Source organism: Rhizobium album, assembly GCF_003122325.1.
GTDB classification, from domain to species: Bacteria; Pseudomonadota; Alphaproteobacteria; order Rhizobiales; family Rhizobiaceae; genus Metarhizobium; species Metarhizobium album.
This window is the reverse complement of the sequence record NZ_QFBC01000002.1, coordinates 76,304-103,007: the sequence shown is the minus strand read 5'-3', so window position 1 is coordinate 103,007 and position 26,704 is coordinate 76,304. Positions and strand designations below refer to the sequence as shown.

Genomic DNA, 26,704 nt, shown 5'->3' with positions numbered 1-26,704 from the left:
GTCCGTTGGCACCCCCTCATCCGACCCTTCGGGCCACCTTCTCCCCGAGGGGAGAAGGGGAGAGGCGATGTTATGCCCGTTCGCGGCGGTCGCCCTTGGGGGCGCTGCGGCGATTGCCGCCATTGCCCTCGCGGCGTTCGCCGCCATGCGCCTGCTGCTGACGGTCTTCGCCGTGTTTGCGGGCCGGGCGGCCGTGGGCGTGGCGCGGATTGCCGCGGTTGTGGCCGGCGGCTTCACCGGCACCGGCGCCCTGCTGGGCATTGCGCTGCGGCTTGCGGGCCGGACGGAAATCCGAGGTCGAAGCCAGATCGTTGTCCGGGCCGGCGTCGACGACGCCGCGACCGCCCTGCGGACGGGCCGGGCGACCGCCACGGCCTTCCGAACGCGGCTGGCCCTGTCCGCGACCCTGGCCCTGGCCACGGTTGCCGGAACGGCTGTTGGTGGGACGAGCCGGGCGGGCGAGCCCTTCGGGACGTTCGCCGCCGGCGACCGGGATCTCGATGTTCATCAGCTTTTCGATGTCACGCAGCAGGCGGGTTTCGTCCGGAGCGCAGAAGGCGATGGCGATGCCGTCACGGCCGGCGCGCGCGGTGCGGCCGATGCGGTGGACATAGGCATCCGGCACTTCCGGCAGGTCGTAGTTGAAGACATGGCTGACGCCGGGGATGTCGATGCCGCGGGCGGCGACGTCGGTGGCGACCAGCACGCGGATCGAGCCGTCGCGGAACGCCTTCAGCGCCCGTTCGCGCTGGCCCTGGCTCTTGTTGCCGTGGATCGAGGCAACCTCGAAGCCGACATTGGCCAGATGCACGGAGAGCTTTTCGGCCGTATGCTTGGTGCGCATGAACACCATGGCCTGGGCTTCAGGCTTGTCGGTGAGGATCTTGCGCAGCAGCTCGGTCTTGTCGCCCTTGCCGTTGCAGAAATAGACGTACTGCTCGACCTTGTCGGCCGCCTTACCGGGCGGGGTCACCTGCACCTTGACCGGATCGGTCAGGAAGTTGCCGGCGAGATCGGCGATCGCCTTCGGCATGGTGGCCGAAAACAGCAGCGTCTGGCGCTTGGCCGGCACCATCCGGGAGATCTTCTTGAGGTCGTGGATGAAGCCGAGGTCGAGCATCTGGTCGGCCTCATCGAGGACGAGATGCGTCACGTGGCCGAGCGAGATGGCGTTGCGGGCGATCAGGTCGAGAAGCCGGCCCGGCGTCGCGACGAGGATGTCGGTGCCACGCTCGAGCTGCAGCTGCTGCTTGTTGATCGAGGCGCCGCCGACGACCTGGTTGATCTTCAGCGGCAGCTTCTTGATGAAGCCGCGCAGATTGTCGGAGATCTGGTTCACCAGCTCGCGGGTCGGTGCGAGGATGAGAACGCGCGTGGTGCGGTTGGCCGGACGCTTTTCGTCCTTGAGGAGCATTTCGATGATCGGCAGGCCGAAAGCGGCCGTCTTGCCGGTGCCGGTCTGCGCCAGGCCGATCATGTCGCGGCCCTGAAGCAGTGTCGGGATCGCTTGTGCCTGGATCGGCGTCGGTGTTTCGTAGCCGAGGGCGGAAACCGTTGCGACGATCTGCTTGGAGAGGCCAAGCTCGTGGAAGTTGGTCAAAATAATTGCCTTTCGTGGCGCCAAACGACATGGCCGGATCAGCGCCTGCTGTCCGGTGTCTCTGGCGTCAAGAACCCCGCGTGAAGTGGGAACTTGTGTGGTGGAAATCGCTTTCCAGCGCTATGGCCGCCGCTCGGGCGGCCTGTTTTTCAGCGCTTTGTCTTTCTTCGCGGTCTTTCTCGTCGCGCGGCACGCTCACGCGGCGGCCAAAAGATGAAAGCTGCGGGCATTTGGGCGTTTTCCGGGCAAATGTCAAGTGAATGTTTCGCAGCTGCGAAATGCAGGTGAAGGTGGATGCCGACGTGGCGGACGGCGCCGGTATGCACTGCTGGACATTTCCGGGCTCAAAAATCCGTCGGCACGCCGCCTTCGGCCTTGCGGCGGGCGACGAAGGCATCCAGCTCTTCCTCGATGGCCAGATCGAGCGGCGGCCGCTCGTACTTGTTCAACACATCCTTGAAGACGCGGTTGGCGTGGTCGTAGGTGGTCGGCCGGCCGGCTTCCGTCCAGGTCTCGAAATTGCGCCAGTCGGAGAGGATCGGCGAATAGAAGGCGGTCTCGTAGCGCGCCAGCGTATGCGCGGTGCCGAAATAATGGCCGCCGGGGCCGACGTCGCGCACGGCGTCGAGCGCCAGCGCATCCTGGCTGACGTCGAGCGGCGTCAGGAATTCCGCCACCATCTGCAGCATGTCGACGTCGAGGATGAATTTTTCGAAGGATGCCGTGAGGCCGCCTTCGCTCCAGCCGGCCGCATGCATGATGAAATTACCGCCGCCCTGGGTCAGCGCCCACAGCGACAGGGCCGATTCGTAGGCGGCCTGTGCGTCGAGCGTGTTCGAGGCATTGGTGTTGGAGGTGCGGTAAGGAATGCCGTAGCGTCGCGCCAGCTGGCCGCCGGCGATGACCGCCTTCATGTATTCCGGGGTGCCGAAGGCCGGCGCCCCGGTCTTCATGTCGACGTTGGAGGTAAAGCCGCCGTACATCACCGGCGCGCCCTTGCGCACCATCTGGGTGAACGCGATGCCGCACAGCGCTTCGGCGTTCTGCTGCACCACGGCGCCGGCGATCGTCACCGGTGCCATGGCGCCGGCCAGGGTGAACGGCGTCACGACGACGACCTGGTTGCGCGCCGACATCTCGATGATGCCCTGAAGCATCGGCCCGTCGAGGCGGAGCGGCGACGAGGAATTGATGATGGTGAACAGCGACGGCTCCCGTTCCATCTGCTCCATGCTGATGCCGCGGCCGATGCGGGCGATCTCGATACCGTCGAGGTTGCGCTGCTGCCCAAGCGAATAGCAGTGGAACACCTTGTCGGTCAGCTTCACCATGTCGGAGAGGCAGTCGAGATGGCGCACCGAGGCATGGATGTCGATCGGCTCGACGGGATAACCGCCTGTGGTGTGGATGATGTCGTAGGATTGCGCCAGCTTCACCAGCTTGCGGTAGTCTTCCTGGTTGCCGGCACGGCGGCCGCCCTCGCGGTCGGAAACGAAGGGGGCGCTGGCGATCTGGGCGAAGACCAGGTTCTCGCCGCCGATCGCGACATTGCGTTGCGGATTGCGGGCATGCATGGTGAAGGTCTTCGGCGCGTGCCCGACATAATCCATGATCATGGCGCGGTCGAAGCGCACGCGGTCCTTGCCGGGCGTCACGTCGGCGCCGGCGGCCTTCATGCGTTCGCGCGCCTCCGGCAGCATGATGTCCATGCCGATTTCTTCGAGAATGGTCAGCGATGCCTCGTGGATGTCGTCGAGCGCCTCGGGCGTCAGGACGACGTTCTTCTGCAGCGAATTGACGAGGTTCAGGTATTTCGAGCCAGCCGGCTTGCGGCTGCGTTCGGCACCGCGCCCGCCGGCTCTGCGGCGGCGTTCCAGCGGCTGCGAAGCGGTGTCCGTTTCATGCGGGACTTGCGTAACGATGTCGCTCATAGGAAATCCAATGTCATGTCTTCGACATCGGTTTTCGCAGATTTCGCCTTTTCGAGATATCGCCGTTTGCGACAGAAAACCGGCTTTCTTGGGATATCGCCTTGTTCGCAGACGTTATCGTTAAGGTTAACACATTGTTTAAACCGCTCATGGTACGAATCCCTGTGATGGAATAGGTGATTTCCTGAGGTCATAGGGTTGGAAGACGTTCCCGGCGAATTGCTCGAGGTTGCCTGCGCACGGATCAAGGATCTGGAGCGGCCAGCCTATATCAAGAACAGCGAACTGCGCTATGTCGTGGTGAACGACGCTTATGCGCGGCTTTTCGGTCGCGAGGCGGAGCGGTTCGTCGGGCTGAGAACCTGCGAACTCGGCAGCGGTGCCGGCGAGTGGAACCTCGAGGAAAACGAACGCCGGGCCCTGGTCTTCGGCACGGAAGAGGCGGCGGCCTGCAACGGTCATGCTGCGGACGAGCGATATGTCGTCGCCGTCGAACGTTTCCTGCCCGATGACGAGCATGCCTTTGTTCTTGGCCTTTTTGCACAGCTTCCCGAACCGGAAACCGATACTGACACGGCGATCGACGGCCCGGTCTTTGCCGACCATCTGGTTTCCGAAGACATCCATGTCATCCGCCTGGCGCTGGAGAATGCCGATCATCCCGTCGGCGTTTTCGCCGAAGACGGACGCCCGCTGGTCGTCAATGCCGCCTATCGCCGAAATGGGCGGCACGATCGTTCCCCTGCCGCGGACTCGAAAGTCCCGCCGGGCGCCGGCACCGTTACCGAGGATGATATTTCTTCGCGGCTCGAGCAGGCATTGGGCCTGCTTGACGTCGGTGTCGGCATTTTCGACGGCGACGACCGGCTGCTGTACCGCAACCAACGCCAGCAGGCCTTCTACGGCGCCATGGTTGGCGAAATGCGTCCCGGCATGTCGCTGCGCGGCATGCTGGAAGCCGTGTACGACTACGGCATCGACCATTATCCGGAGGTCATGGCCAGCCGCCTGCCGCCGCGCGATGTCTGGCTCCAGGCAAAACTGGCCTCTTGCAGCCAGCCGTTTCACGACGAGGTTGTCGAACTTTGCGACGGACGCTGGCTGCGCAACATCAATCGGCGGCTGGAAAACGGCATACTGATCACCCTGCGCGTCGATGTTTCCGAATTCAAGGAGCAGGAACGACAGCTTCTCCGGCATGTCGAAGAGGCGCAGCTTTATCGTTCCGTTCTGGAAGAGCTGCCGGTCGCCACCTTCGTGCGCGACAGCAACCATCGCCTGACGTTCATCAACCAGGCCTATGCCGAGCTGGTGGGGATGTCGCGCGCCGAGATGCTGAACAAGACCGAGACGGAAATCTTCGGCGAGAGAGGCGAGACGTTTCACCGCCAGAACGACGACGTCCTGGATTCGGGCATCGTCATCCAGAAGGAAGAACAGCTGCTGCGCAGCGACCAGCAGCCCATTCAGGTGATCACCCGCGTCGCCCGGGTCGGGGGCGCGGGATCGGAGCATTTCCTTGTCGGATCGCTGACCGACATCACCACGCTCAAGGAGCGGGAGCGCGATTTGTTGCTCTCCCAGAAGGAAGCGGAAACGCTTCACCACGATCTCGACAGCATCCTGCGGTCATTGCCGGTCGGCGTGCTCATCCTCGGGCCGGATTTCGACATCGAATTCGCCAATGCGGCATTCTACGACATCTGGGACTGGCCGCAGGAAACGCGGCTGGAGAAATTCCATTTCCGCGACTTCATGCGCGTCAGCTTCGACAAGGGCTGGTATCTCGGTTACGGCGAAGATTTCGAGGAGACCTACAACCGCCGGATCAGCGAGCTGAAGACCAGCTATGCGGTGGAGCAGCACGAGGTGCATCTGCCGACCGACAAGACGCTGATCATCACCAGCAAGCAGCTCAGTGACGGCAAGACGCTGGTTTCCTACGTCGACATTTCCGCCATGCGCCAGCAGGAGCGGCAGATCAACGAGGCTCGCCATGAACTCGAGCGCGTCGGGCAGGTGGTACAGGATGCCACGCGCGTCATGGCGCAGGGTCTGCTTGTCGTCGAAAATGGCGAGATCGTTCTTTCGAACGACGCCACGGCAGAGATCCTGCATGTGCCGACCGGCCTGACTGAGCGGGGAAAGCGCTGGAGCGCCATTTTCGATTATTGCGCCGACCGTGGCGATTTCGGCGACAATCCGGAAAGCCTGCGCAAGGCATGGGATGAGAACATCCAGCAGCAGCGGCCGATCTCCGCCGCCTTCACGACGGCGGGCACCACCTGGGTGCAGATCGAGGTGACGTTCAGCGGCGGCGGTCACTGGATGGTGGTGCTCAACGATCTCACCGAGATGAAGCAGCGTGAGGAAGAACTGAAGCGCCTGCTGGCGCGCTCCGAGGCGGCCGACCGGGCCAAATCCGAATTCCTCGCCAATATGAGCCACGAGATCCGCACGCCGATGAACGGTGTTCTCGGCATGGCGGAACTGCTGGCGAAGACGGATCTCGACACACGCCAGAAGACCTTCATCGAAATCATCGGCAAGTCCGGCAATGCGCTCCTGACGATCATCAACGACATTCTCGATTTCTCCAAGATCGATGCCGGGCAGATGAAGCTCAAGAAGGCGCCGTTCGATCCGGTCGAGGCGGTGGAGGACGTGGCGGCGCTGCTTTCCTCGGCAGCCTCGGAAAAGGACATCGAACTGATGGTCCGCAGCGGTGCCCAGGTGCCGCAGATGGTGGTCGGCGATGCCGGCCGTTTCCGGCAGATCGTCACCAACCTCGTCGGCAACGCCGTCAAGTTCACCGAGAAGGGCCATATCCTCATCGATATCGCCGCCGTGCCCGACGGCGCCGATGGCGTCATGCTGTCGCTGCGCGTCGAGGACACCGGCATCGGCATCCCGCCCGAGAAGCTGGAGGCGATCTTCGAAAAGTTCTCGCAGGTCGATTCCTCCTCGACACGGCGTCACGAAGGCACCGGCCTCGGCCTTGCCATTACCGCCGGCCTCATCGACCTCTTTGGTGGCTACATCGATGTGAACAGCGATGTCGGCCAGGGTTCGGTCTTCACCGCGCACTTGCCGATGACGGCGACGATGCGCCGCGACACCGCACGCGGCATACCGGTCAACGTCAAGGGTGCCCGCATCCTCGTCATCGACGACAACGAGGTCAACCGCCGCATCCTGACCGAACAGCTGGAGATGTGGGGTTTCGACGGTTTTGCCGCCGAAAGCGGCCAGGCGGGCATCGACATCCTCTACGGCGCGCTGGAACTGGGCCTCGGCATCGACGCGATCGTGCTCGACTACCAGATGCCCGACGTCAACGGTGCGGATGTCGCGAAATACATCCGCCAGGATGCCCGCTTCGATGATGTCGCCATCATCTTCCTGACCTCGATGGATGTCGTCGGCGACGAGAGCGTCTTCTCGGCACTCAGGATCCAGGCGCACCTGATGAAACCCGCCCGCGCCAACGTGCTGCGCAACACCATCGTCGATGTCGTGCGCAGCAGCCGTATCCGCCGCATCTCGCATGCGGTCAAGACCAGGCTGGAGGCTGAAGGCGAACCCGCCGGGCATGGTCCGGCGCCGTCACCGCACCGCATGAGCGACGCGCCAACGCCGGTTACCATGTCGATGCCCCAGCCGGGCGGCGGCACGTGCTCCTGCGACGTCCTGGTCGCCGAAGACAACGAGGTCAACTGCATCGTCTTCTCGCAGATCCTCCAGGCGACGGACCTGCGGTTCATGATCGTCAACAACGGCCAGCAGGCCGTGGATGCCTGGGAAACGTACAAGCCGGCGATCATCCTTATGGATGTGTCGATGCCGGTGATGAACGGTCACCAGGCGACCCGGCTCATCCGCGAGCGGGAAGAGGCCGCAGGAATGGCACGGGTGCCGATCATCGGCGTCACGGCGCATGCGCTCGATGCCGACCGCGATCTCTGCGTGCAATCCGGCATGGACGATTACCTGTCGAAGCCGATCAGCCCGGAAATGCTCGAGGAGAAGATCGACCGCTGGCTGCGCCGGCCCGCCGGTCTTCCGGGCGACGCCTCCGGGTCGAAACCGTAAGGCGGCCGGCTCGCCTTGCTTATCTGGTCCGGGCGTTCAGGCTTTCAGCCCGCACAACATTTCCCGCTTCCCGGCAAAACCCGGGCGGCGTTCGACGGCAAAGCCGGCGGCGGCGAGGTTGCGTCGCACGAAACCTGCCGCGGCATAGGTGGCGAAACGTCCGCCCGGCACCGTCCTGTCGAAGACCGCCTGCATCAGTTCGGCCGACCACATGTCGGCGTTGCGCGACGGCGCGAAACCATCCAGGAACCAGGCATCGAAACCCGCCGGCGCCCGCCGGACACCATCAAGCGCCGGGCCGCACACGACGGTCAGCCGCACGCCGTCGAAATTAAGGACGACGTCTCCCTGCGGCTCTTTCGGCCAGGCGGCGACAAGAGCCTGGCGCTCGGCATCGACGTCCGTCCAGTGCGACAGGGCGCGGTCGATTGCCTCGGCCCGCATCGGGTAGAGTTCGAAGGAGGTAAAGGAGAGGTAGCAGCCGGGTGGGGCGGCGCCTTTCCACTGTCTCCAGGTCTCGCAGAAATTCAAACCGGTGCCGAAGCCGAGTTCGCCGATCCGGAACGTTTCCCGTCCCATCCAGCGTCCAGGCAGGCCGTTGCCGGCAAGGAACACATGGCCGCATTCCAGCCGGCCGTCGGTCTGGCAATAAAAATGATCGCCAAAGGCCGGCGAATAGGGCATATCGCCGTCGCGCCATTCGAGGTCCAGCCCGGCATTGCCGGCATTCGTGTCGGAGTCCGTCGTCATCATGGGAAATGCCGATAAGCCCGCTGCGGTTTCCGGTCAATCGTCGACCGAGCTTTTGATCGTCGGCGGCGGTGTCATGGGGCTCTGGGCCGCCCTGAATGCCGGGCGGCGCGGGATCAGAACCCTGCTCGTCGATGCCGGCGAGATCGGCGGCGGGGCAAGCGGCGGTCTGCTGGGCGCGCTGATGCCGCATATGCCGGATCGCTGGTCGGAAAAGAAGCAATTCCAGTTCGAAGCGCTGCTGTCCCTGGAAGACGAAATCGCGACGCTTGAAGCGGAAACCGGGCTTTCTGCCGGATATCGCCGTTGCGGACGACTGATCCCCCTGCCGAAACCGCATCTGCGCACGATCGCCCTGCGCCATGAACAGGATGCCGAAAGCCATTGGATCAGCGGTGAGCGGCGGTTTCACTGGCACGTGCTCGATGGTCCGCCGCTTCCCGGCTGGCCGGAGGCCGAGGCGGGCGGCAGCGGTTTTGTTCACGACACGCTGGCGGCGCGTGTTTCCCCGCGCGGGCTCGTTTCGCTGCTTGCGGCGAAGCTGCGGCAATTGCCGTCAGTCCGCGTGCTGACACAAACGGAGGTGGCGGCGTTCGACGCGGCTGCCAATACGGTGACGCTGCAGGACGGCACCATGATCGCCTTCGGCCATTGCGTCGTTTCGGCCGGCTTCCGTTCCTTTCCGTTTCTCGATGGCCTGACGGCGGGTCTTTCCGCTTCGCTCGGCCAGCCCGTCAAGGGGCAGGCGGCCCTGTTGCGCGCCGACATCGATCCGGGCCTGCCGGTGATTTTTCGCGATGGCCTCTACGTCGTCGCCCATGAGGGCGGGCGGGTGGCGATCGGCAGCACCAGCGAAAACAGCTTTGCCGATCCGTACTCGACCGATGCCCAGCTCGATGCCCTGATCGATGCCGCCGCCGATCTCGTTCCGGCCTTGCGGCAGGCGGAGGTGGTGGAGCGCTGGGCAGGCTTGCGGCCCAAGGCAATCGATCGCGATCCGATGGTTGGGGCGCATCCCGAGCATCCGCGCATCATTGCCCTGACCGGCGGCTTCAAGGTCAGTTTCGGCCTGGCGCACCGGTTGGCGGCGGCGGCGGTGGCGTTTTCCGTCGACGAGAGGATAGACTTGCCGGCAAGCTTCACGCTTGCAAGTCATATTGCTGTCGCACGGCGATCTACTTAATTTTTGTCGTTTTTTGCTGCACTGCGTTTCGTATCCCTGTCATGCAAATCACCTAGAGCATCCCAGCAAGCATACCGCTCCTGACGGGATCGACGTGCAGTCTCACGCAAGCGTGGGTTGCTATTGTCGCTGTTGGTATCAGACAAGGGTGATCGCATGCGTTACGCCATTTTCTTTACGCCCCGGGCCCATGATCCGCTCTCCATCGCGGCGGCCAGCTGGCTCGGCCGCAACGTCTTTTCCGGGGAGGCCACGGATCCGCCGGCCGTGCCCGGCCTCGGCATGCACGAAATCGCTTTCCACACCGCCCTGCCGCGCCGTTACGGATTCCATGCGACGCTGAAGGCGCCGTTCACGCTGGCCGAAGGCGTCACCGAGGCGATGCTGCTCAAGCAGCTGATGCGGTTTGCCGGAACGCTGCCACCCTTCGATATCCCGCGCCTGGAGATCGGCCGGCTCGGCGAGTTCTTCGGGCTGGCGCCGAGCGTGCCGAGCGAGTCGCTGAGCTACCTGGCAGCTGCCGTGGTGCAGGAGTTCGACAGTTTCCGCGCGCCGCTCAGCGAGGCGGAGATCGAGCGCCGCGATCCCGGCGGCCTGACGGCGGCGCAGTTCGCCAATCTCTACCGCTGGGGTCATCCCTACGTCATGGACGAGTTCCGGTTCTACATGCCGCTGACCGGCCCGCTTGCCGGGCGGGATGCGTTGCGTTTCGAGCAGTCGTTGCGCGCCTTCTTCGATCCGGTCATCGCCGGTCCCGTCGAGGTGGCAAACCTGGCGCTTTTCGTCGAGGAAGAACGCGGCGCGCCGTTCCGCGTGCATTCGCTGCATCCGATGGGCCGGGTTTCGGCGCGCAAGTTCGCCTGAGCCTGTGCGGGCCGGGCACGATGCTGTTGCGTACATACCATCTCGACATTCGCGATGTGGATGCTACCGTTTGCACCTCATGTGCAAGGTGATTTGATGGTATCTCAGACATATCCCCGCGATCTCGTCGGTTATGGACGCTCCATTCCCGATCCGAAATGGCCAGGGCAGGCGAACGTCGCGGTCCAATTCGTGTTGAACTACGAGGAGGGCGGCGAAAGCTGCATTCTCGACGGCGACGGCGCTTCCGAAAACCTGCTGTCGGAAATCGTCGGGGCGCAGCCCTGGCCGGGCCAGCGCAACCTCAACATGGAATCGATCTACGAATACGGCTCGCGCGCCGGCTTCTGGCGGCTCTGGCGGATGTTCACCGGGCTGAACGTGCCGGTGACCGTCTACGGCGTGACGCTGGCCATGGCGCGCAACCCGGAGGCGGTCGCGGCGATGAAGGAGGCCGGATGGGAGATCGCCAGCCACGGCTATCGCTGGCTGGAATACAGGGATTTCTCCGAAGAGGCCGAACGCAGGCACATCCTCGAAGCCGTGCGGCTGCACACCGAGGTGACCGGCGAGCGACCCTACGGCATGTACCAGGGCAAGCCTTCCGACAACACGCTGCGGCTGGTGATGGAGGAGGGCGGTTTCCTCTATTCCTCCGATTCCTATGCCGACGACCTGCCCTACTGGGTGAAGGGCATCGATGGAAAGCCGTTCCTGATCATTCCCTACACGCTGGAAACCAACGACATGCGGTTCGCCACGCCGCAGGGTTTCAATTCCGGCGACCAGTTCTTCACCTATCTCAAGGATGCCTTCGACGTCTTGTACGAAGAAGGCCGCGAGGGCAGTCCGAAGATGATGTCGATCGGCCTGCATTGCCGTCTCGTCGGCCGCCCCGGCCGCGCTGCGGCGCTGAAGCGTTTCATCGAATACGTCCTCAGCCACGACAAGGTGTGGATACCGAAACGCATCGACATCGCCAGGCACTGGCACGAACACCACAAGCCGGAAACGATCTGATGACGGCGCGCGGAGATTTTGTCGCCCGATTCGGTGGCGTTTTCGAGCATTCCCCCTTCATCGCCGAACGGGCCTACGACGAGGGGCTGGCGATTGTGCCGCTGTCGGCCAAGCGCGTACACGATGCGTTGTGCCTCATCTTCCGGCGCGCCACGGTGGAGGAGCGGCTCGGAGTCCTGCGTGCCCATCCCGACCTTGCAGGGCGACTGGCGATCGCCGGCGAACTGACGGAGGATAGTCGCAAGGAGCAGGCGGGCGCCGGCCTCGACCGGCTGAGCCCGGCCGAACATGCGCGTTTCACCGAGCTCAATGCCGCTTATGTCGAAAAGTTCGGATTTCCCTTTATCATTGCCGTGAAAGGTCTAAACAAGGAAGATATCCTCGCCGCGTTCGAAAAACGTGTCGGTAACAGCCGTGATGAGGAGTTCACGACCGCCACGGCGCAGGTGGAGCGTATTGCGCTCCTGCGCTTGACGACCATGTTTCCGGAGACCTGAATGACAGACGTTACACATCCCGGCCTGCCTGCCTTTGCGGTCGGCGCGATCAATCTTGCTTCGGCGCGGCTGGGCGCCAGGGGCCTTTATGCCACCGACGCGTTCTTCGCGCCGCTGGAGCGCATGCTGGCGGATACCGATCCGCACTGGGACCCGAACCTCTACGACGACAACGGCAAGTGGATGGACGGCTGGGAGAGCCGCCGCAAGCGCGTGCCGGGCCACGACTGGGCCGTCATCCGTCTCGCCATGCCGGGTCGCATCTTCGGCTTCGACGTCGATACCCATTATTTCACCGGCAACTATCCGCCGCACTGCTCCATCGAGGCGGCTTTCGTGGAGGACGGCGATCCGACCGACGCGACGGTGTGGACGGAAATCCTCGCCAAGTCACCGCTCGGCCCCGGCGCCCATCATTTCTTCGAAAATGCCGGAAAGCAGGAGATCTGGACCCATCTGCGCCTGCACATCTATCCCGATGGCGGCGTGGCGCGCCTGCGGGTTTACGGTTCGGCCTATTTCGACTGGTCGAAGGTCGGTGCCGACGACGAGGTCGACCTCGGCTACATCTTCAACGGCGCCAAGTCGCTCGCCTGGTCGGATGCGCATTACGGCGTGCCGGACAAGATGCTCGGCCCCGGCCGCGGCCTCAACATGGGCGACGGCTGGGAAACCAAGCGCCGGCGCGGCCCCGGCCATGACTGGGCGGTGATCCGGCTCGGCCATCCCGGCACGATCCGGCGGCTGATCGTCGATACCGCCTTCTTCAAGGGCAATTTCCCCGATACCTGCGAATTGCTGGGCGCCAACCGGCCGGACCTCGGCGACAGCTTGTCGGATGCCGATATCGCCGCCTCGGAAAGCTGGACGCCGATCCTGCCGCGCACCAAGCTGCAGATGGACCATATCCACGAATTCGGCGCTGACGCGCTGACCGATATCGGCCCGATCACGCATGTGCGTTTTGCCATGCATCCGGACGGCGGCGTCATGCGCCTGCGCCTGTTCGGCACCAAGGCGTGAGCGCTTTTCTGCGCGCCCGCTCTCGCCTATAGTCGCGGCATCAGGAGTGATGCCGCGATGAAACCTTCAACGCGCCGTCGGGATGAGTTTGCTGATGGCTTCTGAAATTGCCGTACAATTGATCAGGAACCATGCCGATTTCGTTGCGGAACATCCGGAATTCCCCTGGGAGGCAATGCGTGGAATGAAAAATCGGATCGCTCATGGCTATTTCGATATCGATCCGCAGAAAGTATGGAGCACGGCTAAAGACGATGTGCCCGACCTCGTCGACAAACTCCACGCATTGCGCCACTGGCGCGCCCAAGGCGAATGAATGACACCCATCACTCTTCCTGTTCATCCGCTGACCGCATCCGCCTTCGCCCCGTTCGGGGACGTCATAGAGGCAAATCCGGCGTCGATGCGGCTCATCAACGGCGGCACGACGGAGCGGTATCACGCTTTGGCGCGCGCCGAGGCTGCCGGCGAAGATGCGCGGGTGATCATCAACATTTTTCGTGGCGCGCCGCGCCGGTTTCCTTATGCCGTCGACATGATGGAGCGCCATCCCCTCGGCAGCCAGAGCTTTTCGCCGCTGTCCGGACGGCCGTTCCTGGTGGTGGTTGCCGAGGATGAGGGCGGGCGGCCCGGCATTCCCCGGGTGTTTTACGCCCGTGGGGACCAGGGCGTGAATTACCGGCGCAATGTCTGGCACCATCCGCTGATGACGCTCGGCGAGACCGCCGATTTCCTCGTCGTCGATCGCGAGGGGCCGGACAACAATCTGGAAGAGTTCTTTTTCGACCTGCCCTACATCATCGCGGAGCCCAGCCCATGACCGGATTGACCACCCATGTTCTCGATGCCGCCCACGGCACGCCGGCCGAAGGGCTGACCATCGAGCTGTTCCGCCTGTCCGGCGACCGCCGCGAAAAACTGAAGACCGTCGTCACCAATGCCGACGGCCGCATCGATGGCGGGCCTCTGCTGATCGGCGACCAGTTCCTGGCCGGCGACTATGAATTGCTGTTTCATGCCGGCGATTACCTGCGCGGCAAAGGCGTCGCCCTGGCCGAACCGGCGTTTCTCGATCTCATCCCAATCCGCTTCGGCATTGCCGACACAGTCGGGCACTACCACGTTCCCCTGCTGCTTTCGCCCTACAGCTATTCCACCTACCGTGGGAGCTGACGGCATGATGGTCGCCGCAATCTCCGGCGTCCATGGAAATTGCCTTGCGGACGGGCCGATGACTACCGGTCAGGCGTCGAGCAGGATGCTCCTGTCGACATCGGCGATGTTGCGCTTGCCGCAGAGCGCCATGGTGATGTCCATCTCCTTGCGGATGATGTCCAGCGCCGTGGTGACGCCGCGCTTGCCGTCCGCGCCGAGGCCGTAGAGGAAGGGGCGGCCGATATAAGTGCCCTTGGCGCCGAGCGCCACGGCCTTCAGCACGTCCTGGCCCGAACGGATGCCGCCGTCGATATGCACCTCGATCTTGTCGCCGACCGCATCGACGATGCGCGGCAGCATGCCGATCGAGGACATGGCGCCGTCGAGCTGGCGGCCGCCATGGTTCGAGACGATGATGGCGTCGGCACCGGTGGACACCGCCATCCTGGCATCTTCGGGATCGAGAATGCCCTTGAGGATCAGCGGGCCGCCCCAGCGTTCCTTGATCCAGGCCACGTCGTTCCAGGAGAGCCGCGGGTCGAACTGCTCCGAGGTCCAGACCGAAAGCGACGAGAGGTCGGTGACGCTCTTGGCATGGCCGACGATGTTGCGGAAGGTGCGGCGCTGGGTGCCGAGCATCTTCATGCACCAGCCGGGCCGCGTCGCCATCTGCCAGATGTGCTTCGGCGTGAATTTCGGCGGTGCGGACAGGCCGTTGCGGATATCCTTGTGACGCTGGCCGAGGATCTGCAGGTCGAGCGTCAGCACCAGCGCCGAGCACTTGGCCGCCTTGGCACGGTCGATGAGGTTGATGACGAAATCGCGGTCCTGCATGACATAGAGCTGGAACCAGAACGGCTTCCTGGTGACGGAGGCGACATCCTCGATCGAGCAGATGCTCATGGTCGACAGCGTGAACGGCACGCCGAATTCTTCCGCCGCCTGCGCCGCCAGCATCTCGCCGTCGGCGTGCTGCATGCCGGTCAGGCCGGTCGGCGACAGCGCGACCGGCATGGATACCGGCTGGCCGATCATCGAGGTGGCAAGGGACCTGTCCGTCATGTCGACGAGCACGCGCTGCCGGAGCTTGATCTTGGCGAAATCGTCCTCGTTGGCGCGGTAGGTGCTCTCCGTCCAGGCGCCGCTATCGGCATAATCGAAGAACATCTTTGGCACACGACGCTTGGCGAGTGCCTTCAGGTCCTTGATTTCCAGCGGCTTGCCCATCTCGATCCCCTTGTGGTGAATAACCCTGACGCGGCAATAGCACGCCGGACGGAGGCTTGTTAAGACGGCTGGATCAGGAGAGGTAAATTTTTTTTACCTCTCCTGTTTGCCGAGCATGCTCTTCGCCGCCTTGCCCGCCACATAGGTCTCGGCAATCGCCCGGTCGTCGCCCATGGTCTGCAGCAGGAAGAGTTCCTCGGCGAGCGTCTTCACCACCTCCATCTTCAGCGCCATCGCCGGCGTGGCGGCGGCATCGAGCACCACGAGGTCGGCGTCGGAGCCGGGAGCCAGCGTACCGATCCGCGCATCGAGCGCCAGCGCTTCGGCGTTGCCACGCGTCATCAGGTAAAAACTTTCGAGCGGGTTCAGCCGTTCGCCCTGCAACTGCTGGATCTTGTAGGCCTCATCCATTGTCCGCAGCATCGAATAGCTGGAGCCGCCGCCGATATCGGTGGCGACGGCGATGCGCACCGGTTTTTCCCGGCGCATCAGCTTCTTCATCGGGAAGAGGCCGGAGCCAAGGAAGAGGTTGGAGGTCGGGCAATGCACGGCAACGGAGCCGGCATCGCTCAGCGCATCCGCCTCGCGCTCGGAAAGATGGATGGCGTGGCCGAGCAGCGTCTTGCGGCCGAGCAGGCCGTAGCGGGCGTAGATGTCGGTGTAGTCGATGGCTTCGGGATAGAGCGAGCAGGTGTAGTCGATCTCGTCGGTGTTTTCCGAAAGATGGGTCTGGATGTGCAGGTCGGGAAATTCCCGCGCCAGCGCCTGTGCCGCCTCCATCTGCGCCGGGGTCGAGGTGATGGCGAAGCGGGGGGTGATGGCGACGTGGTTGCGGCCCTTGCCGTGCCACTCGGCGATGATCTGCCGGGTCTCGTCATAGCCCATTTGGGGCGTGTCGAGCAGGCCTTGTGGGGCGTTGCGGTCCATCATCACCTTGCCGGCGACCATGCAGAGGTTGCGGCGCAGGCTTTCGGCGAAGAAGGCATCGGCGGAGGCCTTGTGCACGGAGCAATAGGCGACCGCCGTCGTCGTGCCATGGCGGATCAATTCATCGAAGAAATGTTTGGCGATGCGCTCAGTATGCGCGCTTTCGACGAAGCGGCATTCCTCCGGGAAGGTGTAGGTGTTCAGCCATTCCAGCAGATTGGCGGCGTAGGAGCCGATCACCTGCATCTGCGGGAAATGCAGGTGCGTGTCGATGAAGCCGGGCAGGATGAGATGCGGGCGGTGGTCGATCTCGATGGCATCGGCGGGAGCGGCGGCTTTGAGGTCGGTATAATCGCCGGTCGCGACGATCTTGCCGTCATCGATCAGCAGGCCGCCATCCTCGATATAGGCGTAGCTTGCCGTATCGCTCAAGCTCTCCGGTGCGCGCTTGAAGGAGAGCAGGCGGCCGCGCAGCAGGGTCATGGTCATTGCGCCGATCCTTCGGTCACGCTGTTTTCGAACCAGGCGACCAGCAGCTTGCGCTCCTCCGGCGTAATCTCGGTCAGGTTGCCGGGCGGCATGGCGTGGCTGCGGCCGGCCTGCAGGTAGATTTCGCGGGCATGCGCGGCGATTTCGCCGTCAGCCTCCAGCATCACGCCCTTGGGCGGGCGCAAAATACCCTCCCAGACGGGTTCGGCGGCGTGGCACATCGAGCAGCGGCTGAGCACGATGTCCCTGGCAGCCGGGAAATGGCTGTTGGCGGCGAATGTCTGGAAGGTCGGGGCGATGGCTGTTTCCTGTTCTCCGGTCAGGATCTTCGGGACGGTGGACAGCCAGATGATGATGATGAACAGGATCACCGTCGCCGCCCAGGTCCAGGTCGGCCGGCCCTTCCGCGCATGCGTGGTGTTGAACCAGTGGCGGATGGTGACGCCCATCAGGAACACCAGCGCCGCGATCACCCAGTTGAATGCGGTCGCGAAGGCGAGCGGATAGTGGTTCGACAGCATGAAGAAGATGACGGGCAGCGTCAGGTAGTTGTTGTGCAGCGATCGCTGCTTGGCGATGAAGCCGTATTTCGGATCCGGCGTGCGGCCGGCGATCAGGTCGGCGACGACGATCTTCTGGTTGGGGATGATGATGAAGAAGACGTTGGCCGACATGATCGTCGCCGTGAAGGCGCCGAGATGCAGGAAGGCGGCGCGGCCGGAGAAAACCTGCGTGTACCCCCAGGCCATGGCCACCAGCGCGATGTAGAGCACCAGCATCAGGCCCCAGAGGTTCTTGCCGAGCGGCGACTTGCAGAGCAGGTCGTAGATGATCCAGCCGAGGCCGAGCGAGGCGAGCGACAGCGCAATCGCCGTGGTCTGGCCGATATCGAGCACGTGCCGGTCGATGAGGAACAGGTCGGCGCCGCCGTAATAGACCAGACAGAGCATGGCGAAGCCCGAAAGCCAGGTGGCATAGGATTCCCATTTGAACCAGGTCAGGTGCTCCGGCATGGTGGCGGGGGCGACCAGATATTTCTGGATGTGGTAGAAGCCGCCGCCATGCACCTGCCATTCTTCGCCATAGGCGCCCGGCGGCAGATGCGGCCGTTTCACCAGGCCGAGATCCAGCGCGATGAAATAGAAGGAAGAGCCGATCCAGGCGATCGCGGTGATCACATGTAACCAGCGTACGGCGAAAGCAAGCCATTCCCAGGCTATGGCGAATTCATACATTCCTGTCCCCTTTGCTCTCTCCCGACTCGGCACTTTGCGAAAAAAATCAAGGGCGGGAAAGGGCAAATCGCTGCTGTACACGGCGGAAACGGATAGGGGGAGGCTGCGCTGCGGGGCAGATCTCACTCCGCCTGCCGGTCCAAGGCCATCTCCGCCAGCAGCCAGTTGCGAAACGCCTTTATTTTGGGAACGGTGCGCCGGCTTTCCGGATAGGCAAGCCAATAGTCGCGTCCGTCATTGCAGAGAATGTCGAAGGGCTGGCAGAGGCGGCCCGCCGCAATGTCCTCGTGGAAGTGGCCCGGATTGAGGATGGCGACGCCTTGCCCGGCCATGGCGATGCCGGCATCGAGAAGCTGCGTGCCGAACTCGTTGCGGGGAAAGCGGTCGAGGTCCGGGTTTTCGACGCCCGCGGCGGCGAACCACTGCCGCCACCACGGGTCGCCGGCGCTGATGATCGACAGCTTCAGCAGGTCGGCGGGTTCCTTGAGGCCATCCGTGGCTTGCAGAAGTTTCGGGCTGAGCATCGGCGTGAAATCGAGCCGCATGATGCGGTGCGCGGAAAGCCCCGGCCAGTCGCCACGGCCCCAGCGGATGGCGACGTCCGCGACTTCGCGGGTGAAATCCACCATGGAGGTGGAACTGATCAGGCGCACCGCAATAGTGGGGTGGCGCAGCTGGAAGGCGCCGAGATGGCGGGAAAACCATTGCTGCGCGAAGGTGGCGGTCGAGTGGATCGTCAGCATGTCGCCGGATGCTTCCATGACGGCGCCCAACGCATCCTGCAACTGGCCGAAGGCTTCGCTGACCCGCGGCGCCAGCCGTTCGCCGATCGTCGTCAGCGTCACCTGCCGCGGCCGGCGCAGGAACAGAGGTTCGCCGATATGGTCTTCCAGGAGCTTGATCTGGTAGCTGACGGCCGTCTGGGTCAGCCCCAGTTCTTCGCCCGCCTTGGTGAAACTGCCGCAGCGTGCCGCTGCTTCAAAGACGCGGAGCGCATTCAGGGGAAGCTGCCGGGACATTTTCATGCATGAGTTCTCTTGATCCATGGAAACGGTTATTCGATTGGAAAACCGCTGATTTTAAACGCATCCTAGGGCCGTATCGATGAAATGGAAACGGGTCGTGCCCGTCGGAGGCCAAAATGTCTTCATGGAAAAAAGCAGGTTTCGCAGGCTCCCGCTGGCGCTTGTTCAGGCGGCTTGCCCGCAGCCTCATCGGCTCGAGCGAATCCATCGATGTCGAGATGATGCCGGATGCGTGGAAACGCGACGTCGGGCTGCTCGATGGGCGTGAACCGCGGATGCCGCCGCAAGACAGATGCTGGCCGTTTTAGGTCAGGGCAATGTATGCGCGCTCTTAAATGCGTGGAGCGCGACCAGCAGTTCGGCGGCGACCAGGGCGGCAATCACGGCCGGTCGCTTGTCCTTGACCGTGTCGCCGCCGATCGGCAGCACGAGCCGGTCGAGCCAGGATCTTTCGCCGCCCTCGCGGCTCAGCCAATGCGCGAAGGTGGCGCGTTTGGTTGCCGATCCGATCATGCCGATGTAGGCGAGATCGGGCCGTGCCAGGGCCTCGCGGGCGATCAGGAAATCCAGCGCATGGTCATGCGTGACGATCAGCACGGCGCTTCCCGAAGGCAATTCGGCAATCGCCGCTTCCGGCATGGCGGCATGGCGTACCTCGACATCGGCCGGCAGGCCGGCAAGTTCTTCGAGCCGGGTCTCCAGCACAGTGACGGAGAGCGGCAAGGGGCTGAGCGCTGCGGCAATCGCCTTGCCGACATGGCCGGCGCCGAAGAGATAGACCGACGGCTGCGCCTCCTCCTCGGTTCTCAGGCGCCTGTCGATGTCGGCGGCGACGGCGGCATCAACCGGCTGGAAACGCAGCAGTGTCCGCCCGCCGCAGCATTGGCCGATTTCCGGGCCGAGCGGCACATCGAGCGTCGCTTCCCGCCTTTCGCCGGCAAGCATGGCGCGGGCATGCTCGATGGCGATGAATTCGAATTGCCCGCCGCCGATCGTGCCCCAGAGCGCGTCGGCCGACACCAGCATGAAGGTGCCGGCCTCCCTGGGCGTCGAGCCCCTGGTTTCGGCCAGATCCACGAGCATGCTTCGCGGGTGCCGGGCAAGGAACCTGCCGGGCGTCGAAATGGTCATGGGCGGCGTCCGGAAATGCGCCGTCCCGCTCCACATGCAGCTTCCCCGGAAGGCAACAAGACTGTCCGGCCCCGGAACGCCGTCATGCCAGTCCCTTCAGCCGCTCCACCGCCATCAGCACCCGTTCCGGCGTCGCCGGCGCATCGAGCCGCGGGCAGAAGCGGTAGTCCGCGACGCTGGCGACGGCCATGGAGAGCGCTTCCAGCACGGAAATGGCGAGCATGAACGGCGGCTCGCCGACCGCCTTGGAGCGGGCGATGGTCGCCTCGGCATTCTGCGACCACTCTGCCAGCTTGACGTTGAAGATTTTCGGGCGGTCGGAGGCAAGCGGGATCTTGTAGGTCGACGGTGCGTGCGTGCGCAGCCGGCCCTTGTCGTCCCACCACAGCTCTTCCGTCGTCAACCAGCCCATGCCCTGCACGAAGGCGCCTTCGACCTGGCCGATGTCGATGGCCGGATTGAGCGACTTGCCGACGTCGTGGAGGATGTCGGTGCGGTCGATGAGGTATTCGCCGGTCAGCGTGTCGATGGTGACTTCGGTGCAGCTGGCGCCGTAGGCGAAATAATAGAAGGGATGGCCGCGGCCGGCCTTGCGGTCCCAGTGGATCTTGGGCGTCTTGTAGAAGCCGGCGGCAGACAGCTGCACGCGGTCGTAATAGGCGCGCCAGACCAGCGTTTCGAATGGCACAATCTCGTTGCCGGCGCGCACGCGGTTCGGCAGGAATTCCACCTCTTCCTTCGGCACGTTGTAGCAGCGGGCGGCGAAATCGATCAGCCGCTCCTTGATCTGCCGGGCGGCATCGTAAGCGGCCATGCCGTTGAGATCCGTACCCGAGGAGGCGGCTGTCGCGGAGGTGTTCGGCACTTTCGCCGTCGTCGTCGCGGTGATCTTCACCCGGTCGACATCGACCTGGAAGCAATCGGCAACCACCTGCGCGACCTTGGTGTTCAGGCCCTGGCCCATCTCGGTGCCGCCGTGGTTGAGATGGATCGAGCCGTCGCTATAGACATGCACCAGCGCGCCGGCCTGGTTGTAGGCGGTGAGCGTGAACGAGATACCGAATTTCACCGGCGTCAGCGCGATGCCCTTGCGCAGGAAACGGCTGGTCCTGTTGAATTCGATGATCGCCTGGCGGCGCGCCTGGTAGTCGCTCGATTGCTCGAGTTCCTCGACGACACGGCCGATGATGTTGTCCTGTACCTGCTGGTGATAGGGCGTCAGGTCGCGGCCGGAGCCGGGCTGGCCGTAAAAATTCAGCTTGCGGATATCCAGCGGATCACGGCCCACCGCATAGGCGATCTCCTCGATGATGCGTTCGGCACCGAGCATGCCCTGCGGCCCGCCGAAGCCGCGGAAGGCGGTGTTGGAAACGGTATGCGTCTTCAGCGGTTTCGAGGTCAGCCGCACATGCGGATAGAAATAGGAACTGTCGGCATGGAACAGGGCGCGGTCGGTGACCGGCCCGGACAGGTCGGAAGAAAAGCCGCAACGCGCCGCAAAGGTGGCGTCGACCGCATGGATGCGGCCGCGCTCGTCATAGGCGACGTCGTAATCGATGAGGAAGTCGTGCCGCTTGCCGGTCATGACCATGTCCTCGTCGCGGTCGGGCCGGAACTTGACCGCCCGCTTGAGCTTCTTGGCGGCGATGGCGGCGAGGGCGGCGAACTGGTTGCCCTGCGTTTCCTTGCCGCCGAAACCGCCACCCATGCGGCGTGTCTGTACGGTCACGGCATTGGCCGGCACGCCGAGGATATGGCCGACCATGTGCTGCACTTCGCTCGGATGCTGGGTGGAGGACCAGACGGTGACCTCGTCGTCCTCGCCGGGAATGGCCATGGCGATATGGCCTTCGAGATAAAAATGTTCCTGGCCGCCGATGCGCATCTGCCCCTTCAGGCGGTGAGGCGGCTTGGCTATCTCTGCCTGCGGATCGCCGCGCAAAAGCGTCATCGGCTCGGTGACCAGCGGCGCCTCGTTGGCCAGCGCGCCGTCGATGTCGCTCCAGTGGGGCAGGGGCCTGTATTCGATCTTCGCCAGCCGGGCGGCGCGGCGGGCGGCATCGCGGGTTTCGGCGATCACGGCAAAGATCGGCTGGCCGTGGAACTGCACGTCGGTGACGGCCAGCAGCGGCTCGTCATGGCGTCCGCCCGGCGAAATGTCGTTGACGCCCGGAACATCCCTGCCGGTAAACACCCAGACCACGCCGGGCGCTGCCTTGACCGCGTCGAGATCGATCGACAGGATCTCGCCGTGCGGGCAGGTGGACAGGCCGAGCGCGCCATGCAGCGTGCCGGCGGCTTCCGGAATGTCGTCGATATATTCAGCGGCACCGGTGACATGCTTGTGGGCCGAGTCGTGTTTCAGCGACACATGCATGCGGCCGTTGATGTCGGTCTTTTTCTCGAAGGTCGAGGTGTCCATTATTGTTCTCCCTCGTGATGATGCGGTTTCCCTTTCTCCCCTCGGGGAGAAAGGTCCGAACGGCGCAGCCGGATGAGGGGCGGTTTCGAGCGCTCAGGAAAAGTCGCCATCACGCCACCTCCTCGAAACGCTTCAGCTCCTGCGGATTGCCTGACGTTTCCAGGAAGAACCGCAAAAGCAGGTTCCTCGCAGTAATCTGGCGGTATTCCGCGCTGGCGCGCCAGTCGGTGAGCGGCTTATAATCGCGATCATAGGCCGCTTGTGCCTCGATGACCGTCTCTTCCGTCCACGCCTTGCCGCGCAGCGCCGCCTCGACGGAAAGCGCCCGCTTCGGCGTCGCCGCCATGCCGCCGTAGGCGATGCGGATGTTGCGGACGGTGCCGTCCTCGCCGAGCGTCAGGTTGAAGGCGCCGCAGACGGCGGTGATGTCCTCGTCGCGGCGTTTGGTGATCTTGTAGACGGCAAGCCGCGCTCCCTCTTCCGGCAGCGGCACGAAGATGCTCTCGACGAATTCGCCCGGCCGGCGGTCCTGCTTGCCGTAGGCGATGAAGAAGATGTCGAGCGGCACCATGCGCGAGCCGCCGCGCGAGCGCAGGTTGACGCTGGCGCCGAGCGCGATCAGCGGCGGCGGCGTGTCGCCGATCGGCGAGCCGTTGGCGATGTTGCCGCCGATGGTGCCCATGTTGCGCACCTGCTCGCCGCCGATGCGGTTCACCAGGCCGGCGAAGGCGGGAACGGTTTCCGCCAGCACGGCCATCGCCTGCGAGTAGGTGACGCCGGCACCGATGGTCAGGCCGCGCTCGCCGCGCTGGATGGTCTGCAATTCGCTGATGCCGTTGATGAAGACGACCGGGTTCAGCGGCCGCATCTGTTTCGTCACCCACAGGCCGACGTCGGTGGAGCCGGCGACGACGGTGGCGGTGGGTTCTTCGGCCAGAATTTCGGCCAGGGCCGAGGCGGAACCCGGAATGATCAGCCGTTCGCCGTTGTCCTCGATGGTGATCGTTTCGCCGGCCTGCAGTGCCCAGAGGCGGGCCATGATCTCGGTGCGATTGCGCTCCAGCGGATCGAAGATGGCGCTGGGGCGGGCGGCGCCCACCTGCTCGGCGGCGCGCACGATCGGTTCGTAGCCGGTGCATCGACAGAGATTGCCCTGCAGCGCCCTTTCGATGGTGTTGCGGTCGGGTTTTTCGGTGGACAGCCACAGCCCGTAGAGCGACATGACGAAACCCGGCGTGCAGAAGCCGCATTGCGAGCCGTGACAGTCGACCATCGCCTGCTGGATGGGATGCAGAATGCCGTCGGGACCGGCAAGATGCTCGACGGTGACCACATGCGTGCCGTGCAGCGAGCCGACGAAACGGATGCAGGCGTTGACGCTTTCATACTGCAGCATGCCGTCGATCAGCCGCCCGACGAGCACCGTGCAGGCGCCGCAATCGCCTTCCGCACATCCTTCCTTCGTGCCGGTGAGCCGCCGCTTCACGCGAAGATAGTCGAGAAGCGTCTCGGTCGGCCGCACGGAGGTCAGCGACACGTCTTCGCCATTGAGGATGAAGCGAATGCTATCTGTCATGAAGTTCCCATTATCCTTTTGTTTTTTATCAGCTTATTGTGCCGTCCAGCCCCCGTCAATGGAGATGTGGGTGCCGGTGATCTGCCTGGCGGCGTCGCTGGCCAGGAAAAACGCGGTCGAGGCGACGTCCTCGACGGCGACGAATTCCCTGGTCGGCTGGAATTTCAGCATGACGTCGGACTTCACCTGGGCTTCGCTGATGCCGCGGGCGCGCGCCGTGTCCGGGATCTGCTTTTCCACCAGCGGCGTCAGCACGTAACCGGGGCAGATGGCATTCACTGTAATCCCGAATTCCGCCAGTTCCAAGGCGGCGGTCTTGGTCAGGCCCATGATGCCATGCTTGGCGGCGACATAGGCGGCCTTGAACGGCGAGGCGACGAGGCCGTGGGCCGATGCGATGTTGATGATGCGGCCGTGCGTCTTCTTCTTCATCAGCGGGATTGCCGCCCGCATGGTGTGGAACGAGGAAGAGAGGTTGATGGCGATGATCTGGTCCCATTTTTCGATGGGGAAATCCTCGATCTTTTCGACATGCTGGATGCCGGCATTGTTGACGAGCACATCGACGCCGCCGAAGGTCTTGGCCGCCGTGGCGATGAGATCGGCGATCTCGGCCGGCTTCGTCATGTCGGCCGGGTGATAGATGACCTTGCTGCTCTGCCCGCGGCCCTGCACCTTGCGGACGACGGCGTCGATTTCGTCGGCCGTGCCGAAACCGTTGAGGACGACGTTGGCGCCGTCGGCGGCGAAGGCGGAGGCGATCGCAAGGCCGATGCCGCTGGTGGATCCGGTTACGACGACCGTTCGCGTCATGATATGCTCCATCCCGTGTGAATCAGCGTTCTGTTGCGCTGCAAAAGACAGGGCAGGTTATGCCCAAATCCGCCAGTCTGGCAATTGCGTATTTGTGGACGGATGGCTTGTCGAAACGGGGCGATTTTATTTGCGTTTTGTTTTCGTTTGACATTCGTTTTGGTGTCGTATTGAGATTTCGACAAGAGGAGATGGCGCAGGCCATCCGCATCGGGAGGAACGGAATGGGCGGGTATGTTCTGGCGATCGACCAGGGAACGACGTCGAGCAGGGCGATCATCTTCGACAGAAACATGAAGGTGACCGGCACAGGCCAGAAGGAGTTTTCGCAGATTTATCCGCGCTCCGGCTGGGTGGAGCACGATCCGGAAGAGATCTGGGACAGCGTCGTCGTCACCATCCGGCAGGCGATCGAAAAGGCCGGCATCACCGCCGCCGACATCGCCGCCCTCGGCATCACCAACCAGCGCGAGACCGTCGTGGTCTGGGAGCGCGACAGCGGCAAGCCGATCCAGAACGCCATCGTCTGGCAGGACCGCCGCACGGCGAATTATTGCGAAAAGCTGAAACGGCAGGAGCTGGAGCGCACCTTCACCCGCAAGACTGGCCTGCTGCTCGACCCGTATTTTTCCGGCACCAAGCTGTCGTGGATGCTGGCCAACGTCAAGGGTGCCAGGGCGCGGGCGGCCAAGGGCGAACTGTGCTTCGGCACCATCGATACCTTCCTGATCTGGCGGCTGACGGGGGGAAAAAGCTTCGTCACCGATGCCACCAACGCCTCGCGGACGCTGATGTTCAACATCGGCAGCAACGAGTGGGACAGGGACCTCCTGGAGATCCTGCGCGTGCCGTCCGCCATGCTGCCGGAAGTCAAGGATTGCGCCGCCGATTTCGGCACCACCGACCCCGCCGTCTTCGGCGCCGCCGTGCCGATCCTCGGCGTTGCCGGAGACCAGCAGGCGGCGACCATCGGCCAGGCTTGTTTCGAGCCCGGCATGCTGAAATCCACCTACGGCACCGGCTGCTTCGCGCTGCTCAATACCGGCACCGACATGGTGCGTTCCAGGAACCGCCTGCTGACGACCATTGCCTACCGGCTGGACGGCGAGACGACCTATGCGCTGGAAGGCTCGATCTTCATCGCCGGCGCCGCGGTGCAATGGCTGCGCGACGGGCTGAAGATCATCAAGAACGCCGCCGATACCGGCGACCTGGCCGACAAGGCCGATCCGACGCAATCGGTCTATCTCGTGCCGGCCTTCACCGGGCTCGGTGCTCCCTATTGGGACCCGGAGGCCCGCGGCGCGATCTTCGGTATGACGCGCAACACCGGCCCGGCGGAATTCGCCCGTGCGGCGCTGGAGGCGGTCTGCTACCAGACCCGCGATCTCCTCGATGCCATGCACAAGGACTGGAAGAGCGACGGCGAGGATACGGTGCTGCGTGTCGATGGCGGCATGGTTGCCTCCGACTGGACGATGCAGCGGTTGGCCGACCTGCTCGACGCGCCCGTCGACCGGCCGACGATCCTCGAAACCACGGCACTGGGTGCCGCCTGGCTCGCCGGCAGCCGCGCCGGTGTGTGGCCCGACAAAGCGGGGTTTGCCGCCGCCTGGGCACGCGACCGCCGCTTCGAACCACTGATGGACGAGAAGATGCGGACCGCCAAGCTCAAGGGCTGGCGCAATGCCGTGAAGCGCACCTTAAGTGACGCCTGATTGCTGAGTCTTTTGAATCGCTTCGC

General features: G+C 63.8%; 21 protein-coding genes and 1 pseudogene. 11 read left to right on the top strand and 11 right to left on the bottom strand.

Going from position 1 to position 26,704, the window contains the following annotated elements:
- Window positions 1-70: 70 nt before the first annotated feature.
- Both DEM27_RS04605 and DEM27_RS04600 read right to left on the bottom strand, forming a co-directional pair.
- Entirely contained in the window at window positions 71-1,600 is a 1,530-nt protein-coding gene (locus tag DEM27_RS04605; RefSeq protein ID WP_245445664.1) for a DEAD/DEAH box helicase, read from the bottom strand.
- A 344-nt stretch (window positions 1,601-1,944) separates the two neighbouring features.
- Window positions 1,945-3,531 carry a trimethylamine methyltransferase family protein gene (locus DEM27_RS04600; RefSeq protein ID WP_109457032.1) on the bottom strand — a complete coding sequence of 529 codons (1,587 nt, stop codon included), beginning with the start codon at window positions 3,529-3,531 and terminating at the stop codon, window positions 1,945-1,947.
- A gap of 198 nt (window positions 3,532-3,729) precedes the next feature.
- On the opposite strand from DEM27_RS04600, the gene DEM27_RS04595 reads away from it, so the two are divergent.
- Complete coding sequence (locus tag DEM27_RS04595) at window positions 3,730-7,623, top strand: response regulator (protein ID WP_109457031.1); 3,894 nt, start codon at window positions 3,730-3,732, stop codon at window positions 7,621-7,623.
- A 36-nt stretch (window positions 7,624-7,659) separates the two neighbouring features.
- Here DEM27_RS04595 and mnmC2 read toward each other — a convergent pair whose 3' ends face one another.
- Complete coding sequence (gene mnmC2, locus DEM27_RS04590) at window positions 7,660-8,376, bottom strand: tRNA (5-methylaminomethyl-2-thiouridine)(34)-methyltransferase MnmC2 (protein ID WP_109457030.1); 717 nt, start codon at window positions 8,374-8,376, stop codon at window positions 7,660-7,662.
- Between mnmC2 and DEM27_RS04585 the strand changes: the two genes are divergently transcribed.
- The 8 genes and pseudogenes from DEM27_RS04585 to uraH all read left to right on the top strand — a co-directional run bounded on the left by DEM27_RS04585 (window position 8,375) and on the right by uraH (window position 14,133).
- Window positions 8,375-9,556 carry an NAD(P)/FAD-dependent oxidoreductase gene (locus tag DEM27_RS04585; protein ID WP_109457029.1) on the top strand — a complete coding sequence of 394 codons (1,182 nt, stop codon included), beginning with the start codon at window positions 8,375-8,377 and terminating at the stop codon, window positions 9,554-9,556. The genes mnmC2 and DEM27_RS04585 overlap by 2 nt on opposite strands.
- A gap of 156 nt (window positions 9,557-9,712) precedes the next feature.
- Complete coding sequence (locus tag DEM27_RS04580) at window positions 9,713-10,420, top strand: DUF1045 domain-containing protein (protein WP_109457028.1); 708 nt, start codon at window positions 9,713-9,715, stop codon at window positions 10,418-10,420.
- A 96-nt stretch (window positions 10,421-10,516) separates the two neighbouring features.
- Window positions 10,517-11,440 carry an allantoinase PuuE gene (gene puuE, locus DEM27_RS04575; protein WP_109457027.1) on the top strand — a complete coding sequence of 308 codons (924 nt, stop codon included), beginning with the start codon at window positions 10,517-10,519 and terminating at the stop codon, window positions 11,438-11,440.
- Window positions 11,440-11,937: a 2-oxo-4-hydroxy-4-carboxy-5-ureidoimidazoline decarboxylase gene (uraD, locus tag DEM27_RS04570; RefSeq protein WP_109457026.1), complete on the top strand. Its 498-nt coding sequence runs from the start codon at window positions 11,440-11,442 to the stop codon at window positions 11,935-11,937. The genes puuE and uraD overlap by 1 nt, the downstream gene beginning before the upstream one ends.
- Window positions 11,938-12,960: an allantoicase gene (alc, locus tag DEM27_RS04565; protein ID WP_109457025.1), complete on the top strand. Its 1,023-nt coding sequence runs from the start codon at window positions 11,938-11,940 to the stop codon at window positions 12,958-12,960.
- Window positions 12,961-13,036: 76 nt separating this feature from the next.
- Window positions 13,037-13,276 (top strand): annotated as a pseudogene (locus DEM27_RS04560) (HepT-like ribonuclease domain-containing protein); the annotation flags it as partial.
- The gene (locus tag DEM27_RS04555; RefSeq protein ID WP_109457023.1) at window positions 13,277-13,780 is read left to right on the top strand and encodes an ureidoglycolate lyase; all 504 of its coding nucleotides are present in this window, start codon (window positions 13,277-13,279) and stop codon (window positions 13,778-13,780) included.
- A complete protein-coding gene (uraH, locus tag DEM27_RS04550; protein ID WP_109457022.1) occupies window positions 13,777-14,133 on the top strand; it encodes a hydroxyisourate hydrolase in 357 nt (118 codons plus the stop codon). Before DEM27_RS04555 ends, uraH begins: the two co-directional genes overlap by 4 nt.
- Window positions 14,134-14,202: 69 nt before the next feature.
- Here uraH and DEM27_RS04545 read toward each other — a convergent pair whose 3' ends face one another.
- From DEM27_RS04545 to DEM27_RS04530, 4 genes are all read right to left on the bottom strand, one after another.
- Window positions 14,203-15,342: an alpha-hydroxy acid oxidase gene (locus DEM27_RS04545; RefSeq protein WP_109457021.1), complete on the bottom strand. Its 1,140-nt coding sequence runs from the start codon at window positions 15,340-15,342 to the stop codon at window positions 14,203-14,205.
- A 93-nt stretch (window positions 15,343-15,435) separates the two neighbouring features.
- Window positions 15,436-16,758, bottom strand: a complete 1,323-nt coding sequence (guaD, locus tag DEM27_RS04540) for a guanine deaminase (protein ID WP_109457020.1) — start codon at window positions 16,756-16,758, stop codon at window positions 15,436-15,438.
- Window positions 16,755-17,993: a urate hydroxylase PuuD gene (gene puuD / locus DEM27_RS04535; RefSeq protein WP_109457019.1), complete on the bottom strand. Its 1,239-nt coding sequence runs from the start codon at window positions 17,991-17,993 to the stop codon at window positions 16,755-16,757. Before puuD ends, guaD begins: the two co-directional genes overlap by 4 nt.
- Before the next feature lie 122 nt (window positions 17,994-18,115).
- Complete coding sequence (locus DEM27_RS04530; RefSeq protein WP_109457018.1) at window positions 18,116-19,018, bottom strand: LysR substrate-binding domain-containing protein; 903 nt, start codon at window positions 19,016-19,018, stop codon at window positions 18,116-18,118.
- A 116-nt stretch (window positions 19,019-19,134) separates the two neighbouring features.
- Here DEM27_RS04530 and DEM27_RS04525 point away from each other — a divergent pair, with 116 nt between their 5' ends.
- Window positions 19,135-19,326 carry a hypothetical protein gene (locus tag DEM27_RS04525; RefSeq protein WP_109457017.1) on the top strand — a complete coding sequence of 64 codons (192 nt, stop codon included), beginning with the start codon at window positions 19,135-19,137 and terminating at the stop codon, window positions 19,324-19,326.
- Window position 19,327: 1 nt separating this feature from the next.
- On the opposite strand, the gene xdhC is transcribed toward DEM27_RS04525, so the two are convergent.
- From xdhC to DEM27_RS04505, 4 genes are all read right to left on the bottom strand, one after another.
- The gene (gene xdhC, locus DEM27_RS04520; protein ID WP_109457679.1) at window positions 19,328-20,149 is read right to left on the bottom strand and encodes a xanthine dehydrogenase accessory protein XdhC; all 822 of its coding nucleotides are present in this window, start codon (window positions 20,147-20,149) and stop codon (window positions 19,328-19,330) included.
- An 82-nt stretch (window positions 20,150-20,231) separates the two neighbouring features.
- Window positions 20,232-22,571 carry a xanthine dehydrogenase molybdopterin binding subunit gene (gene xdhB / locus DEM27_RS04515; protein ID WP_109457016.1) on the bottom strand — a complete coding sequence of 780 codons (2,340 nt, stop codon included), beginning with the start codon at window positions 22,569-22,571 and terminating at the stop codon, window positions 20,232-20,234.
- A 109-nt stretch (window positions 22,572-22,680) separates the two neighbouring features.
- Entirely contained in the window at window positions 22,681-24,147 is a 1,467-nt protein-coding gene (xdhA, locus tag DEM27_RS04510) for a xanthine dehydrogenase small subunit (protein WP_109457015.1), read from the bottom strand.
- Between the two features lie 33 nt (window positions 24,148-24,180).
- The gene (locus DEM27_RS04505) at window positions 24,181-24,960 is read right to left on the bottom strand and encodes a 3-hydroxybutyrate dehydrogenase (protein ID WP_109457678.1); all 780 of its coding nucleotides are present in this window, start codon (window positions 24,958-24,960) and stop codon (window positions 24,181-24,183) included.
- A gap of 224 nt (window positions 24,961-25,184) precedes the next feature.
- Here DEM27_RS04505 and glpK point away from each other — a divergent pair, with 224 nt between their 5' ends.
- Window positions 25,185-26,678, top strand: coding sequence for a glycerol kinase GlpK (glpK, locus tag DEM27_RS04500; RefSeq protein WP_109457014.1), 1,494 nt, complete (start codon window positions 25,185-25,187; stop codon window positions 26,676-26,678).
- Window positions 26,679-26,704: the final 26 nt, after the last annotated feature.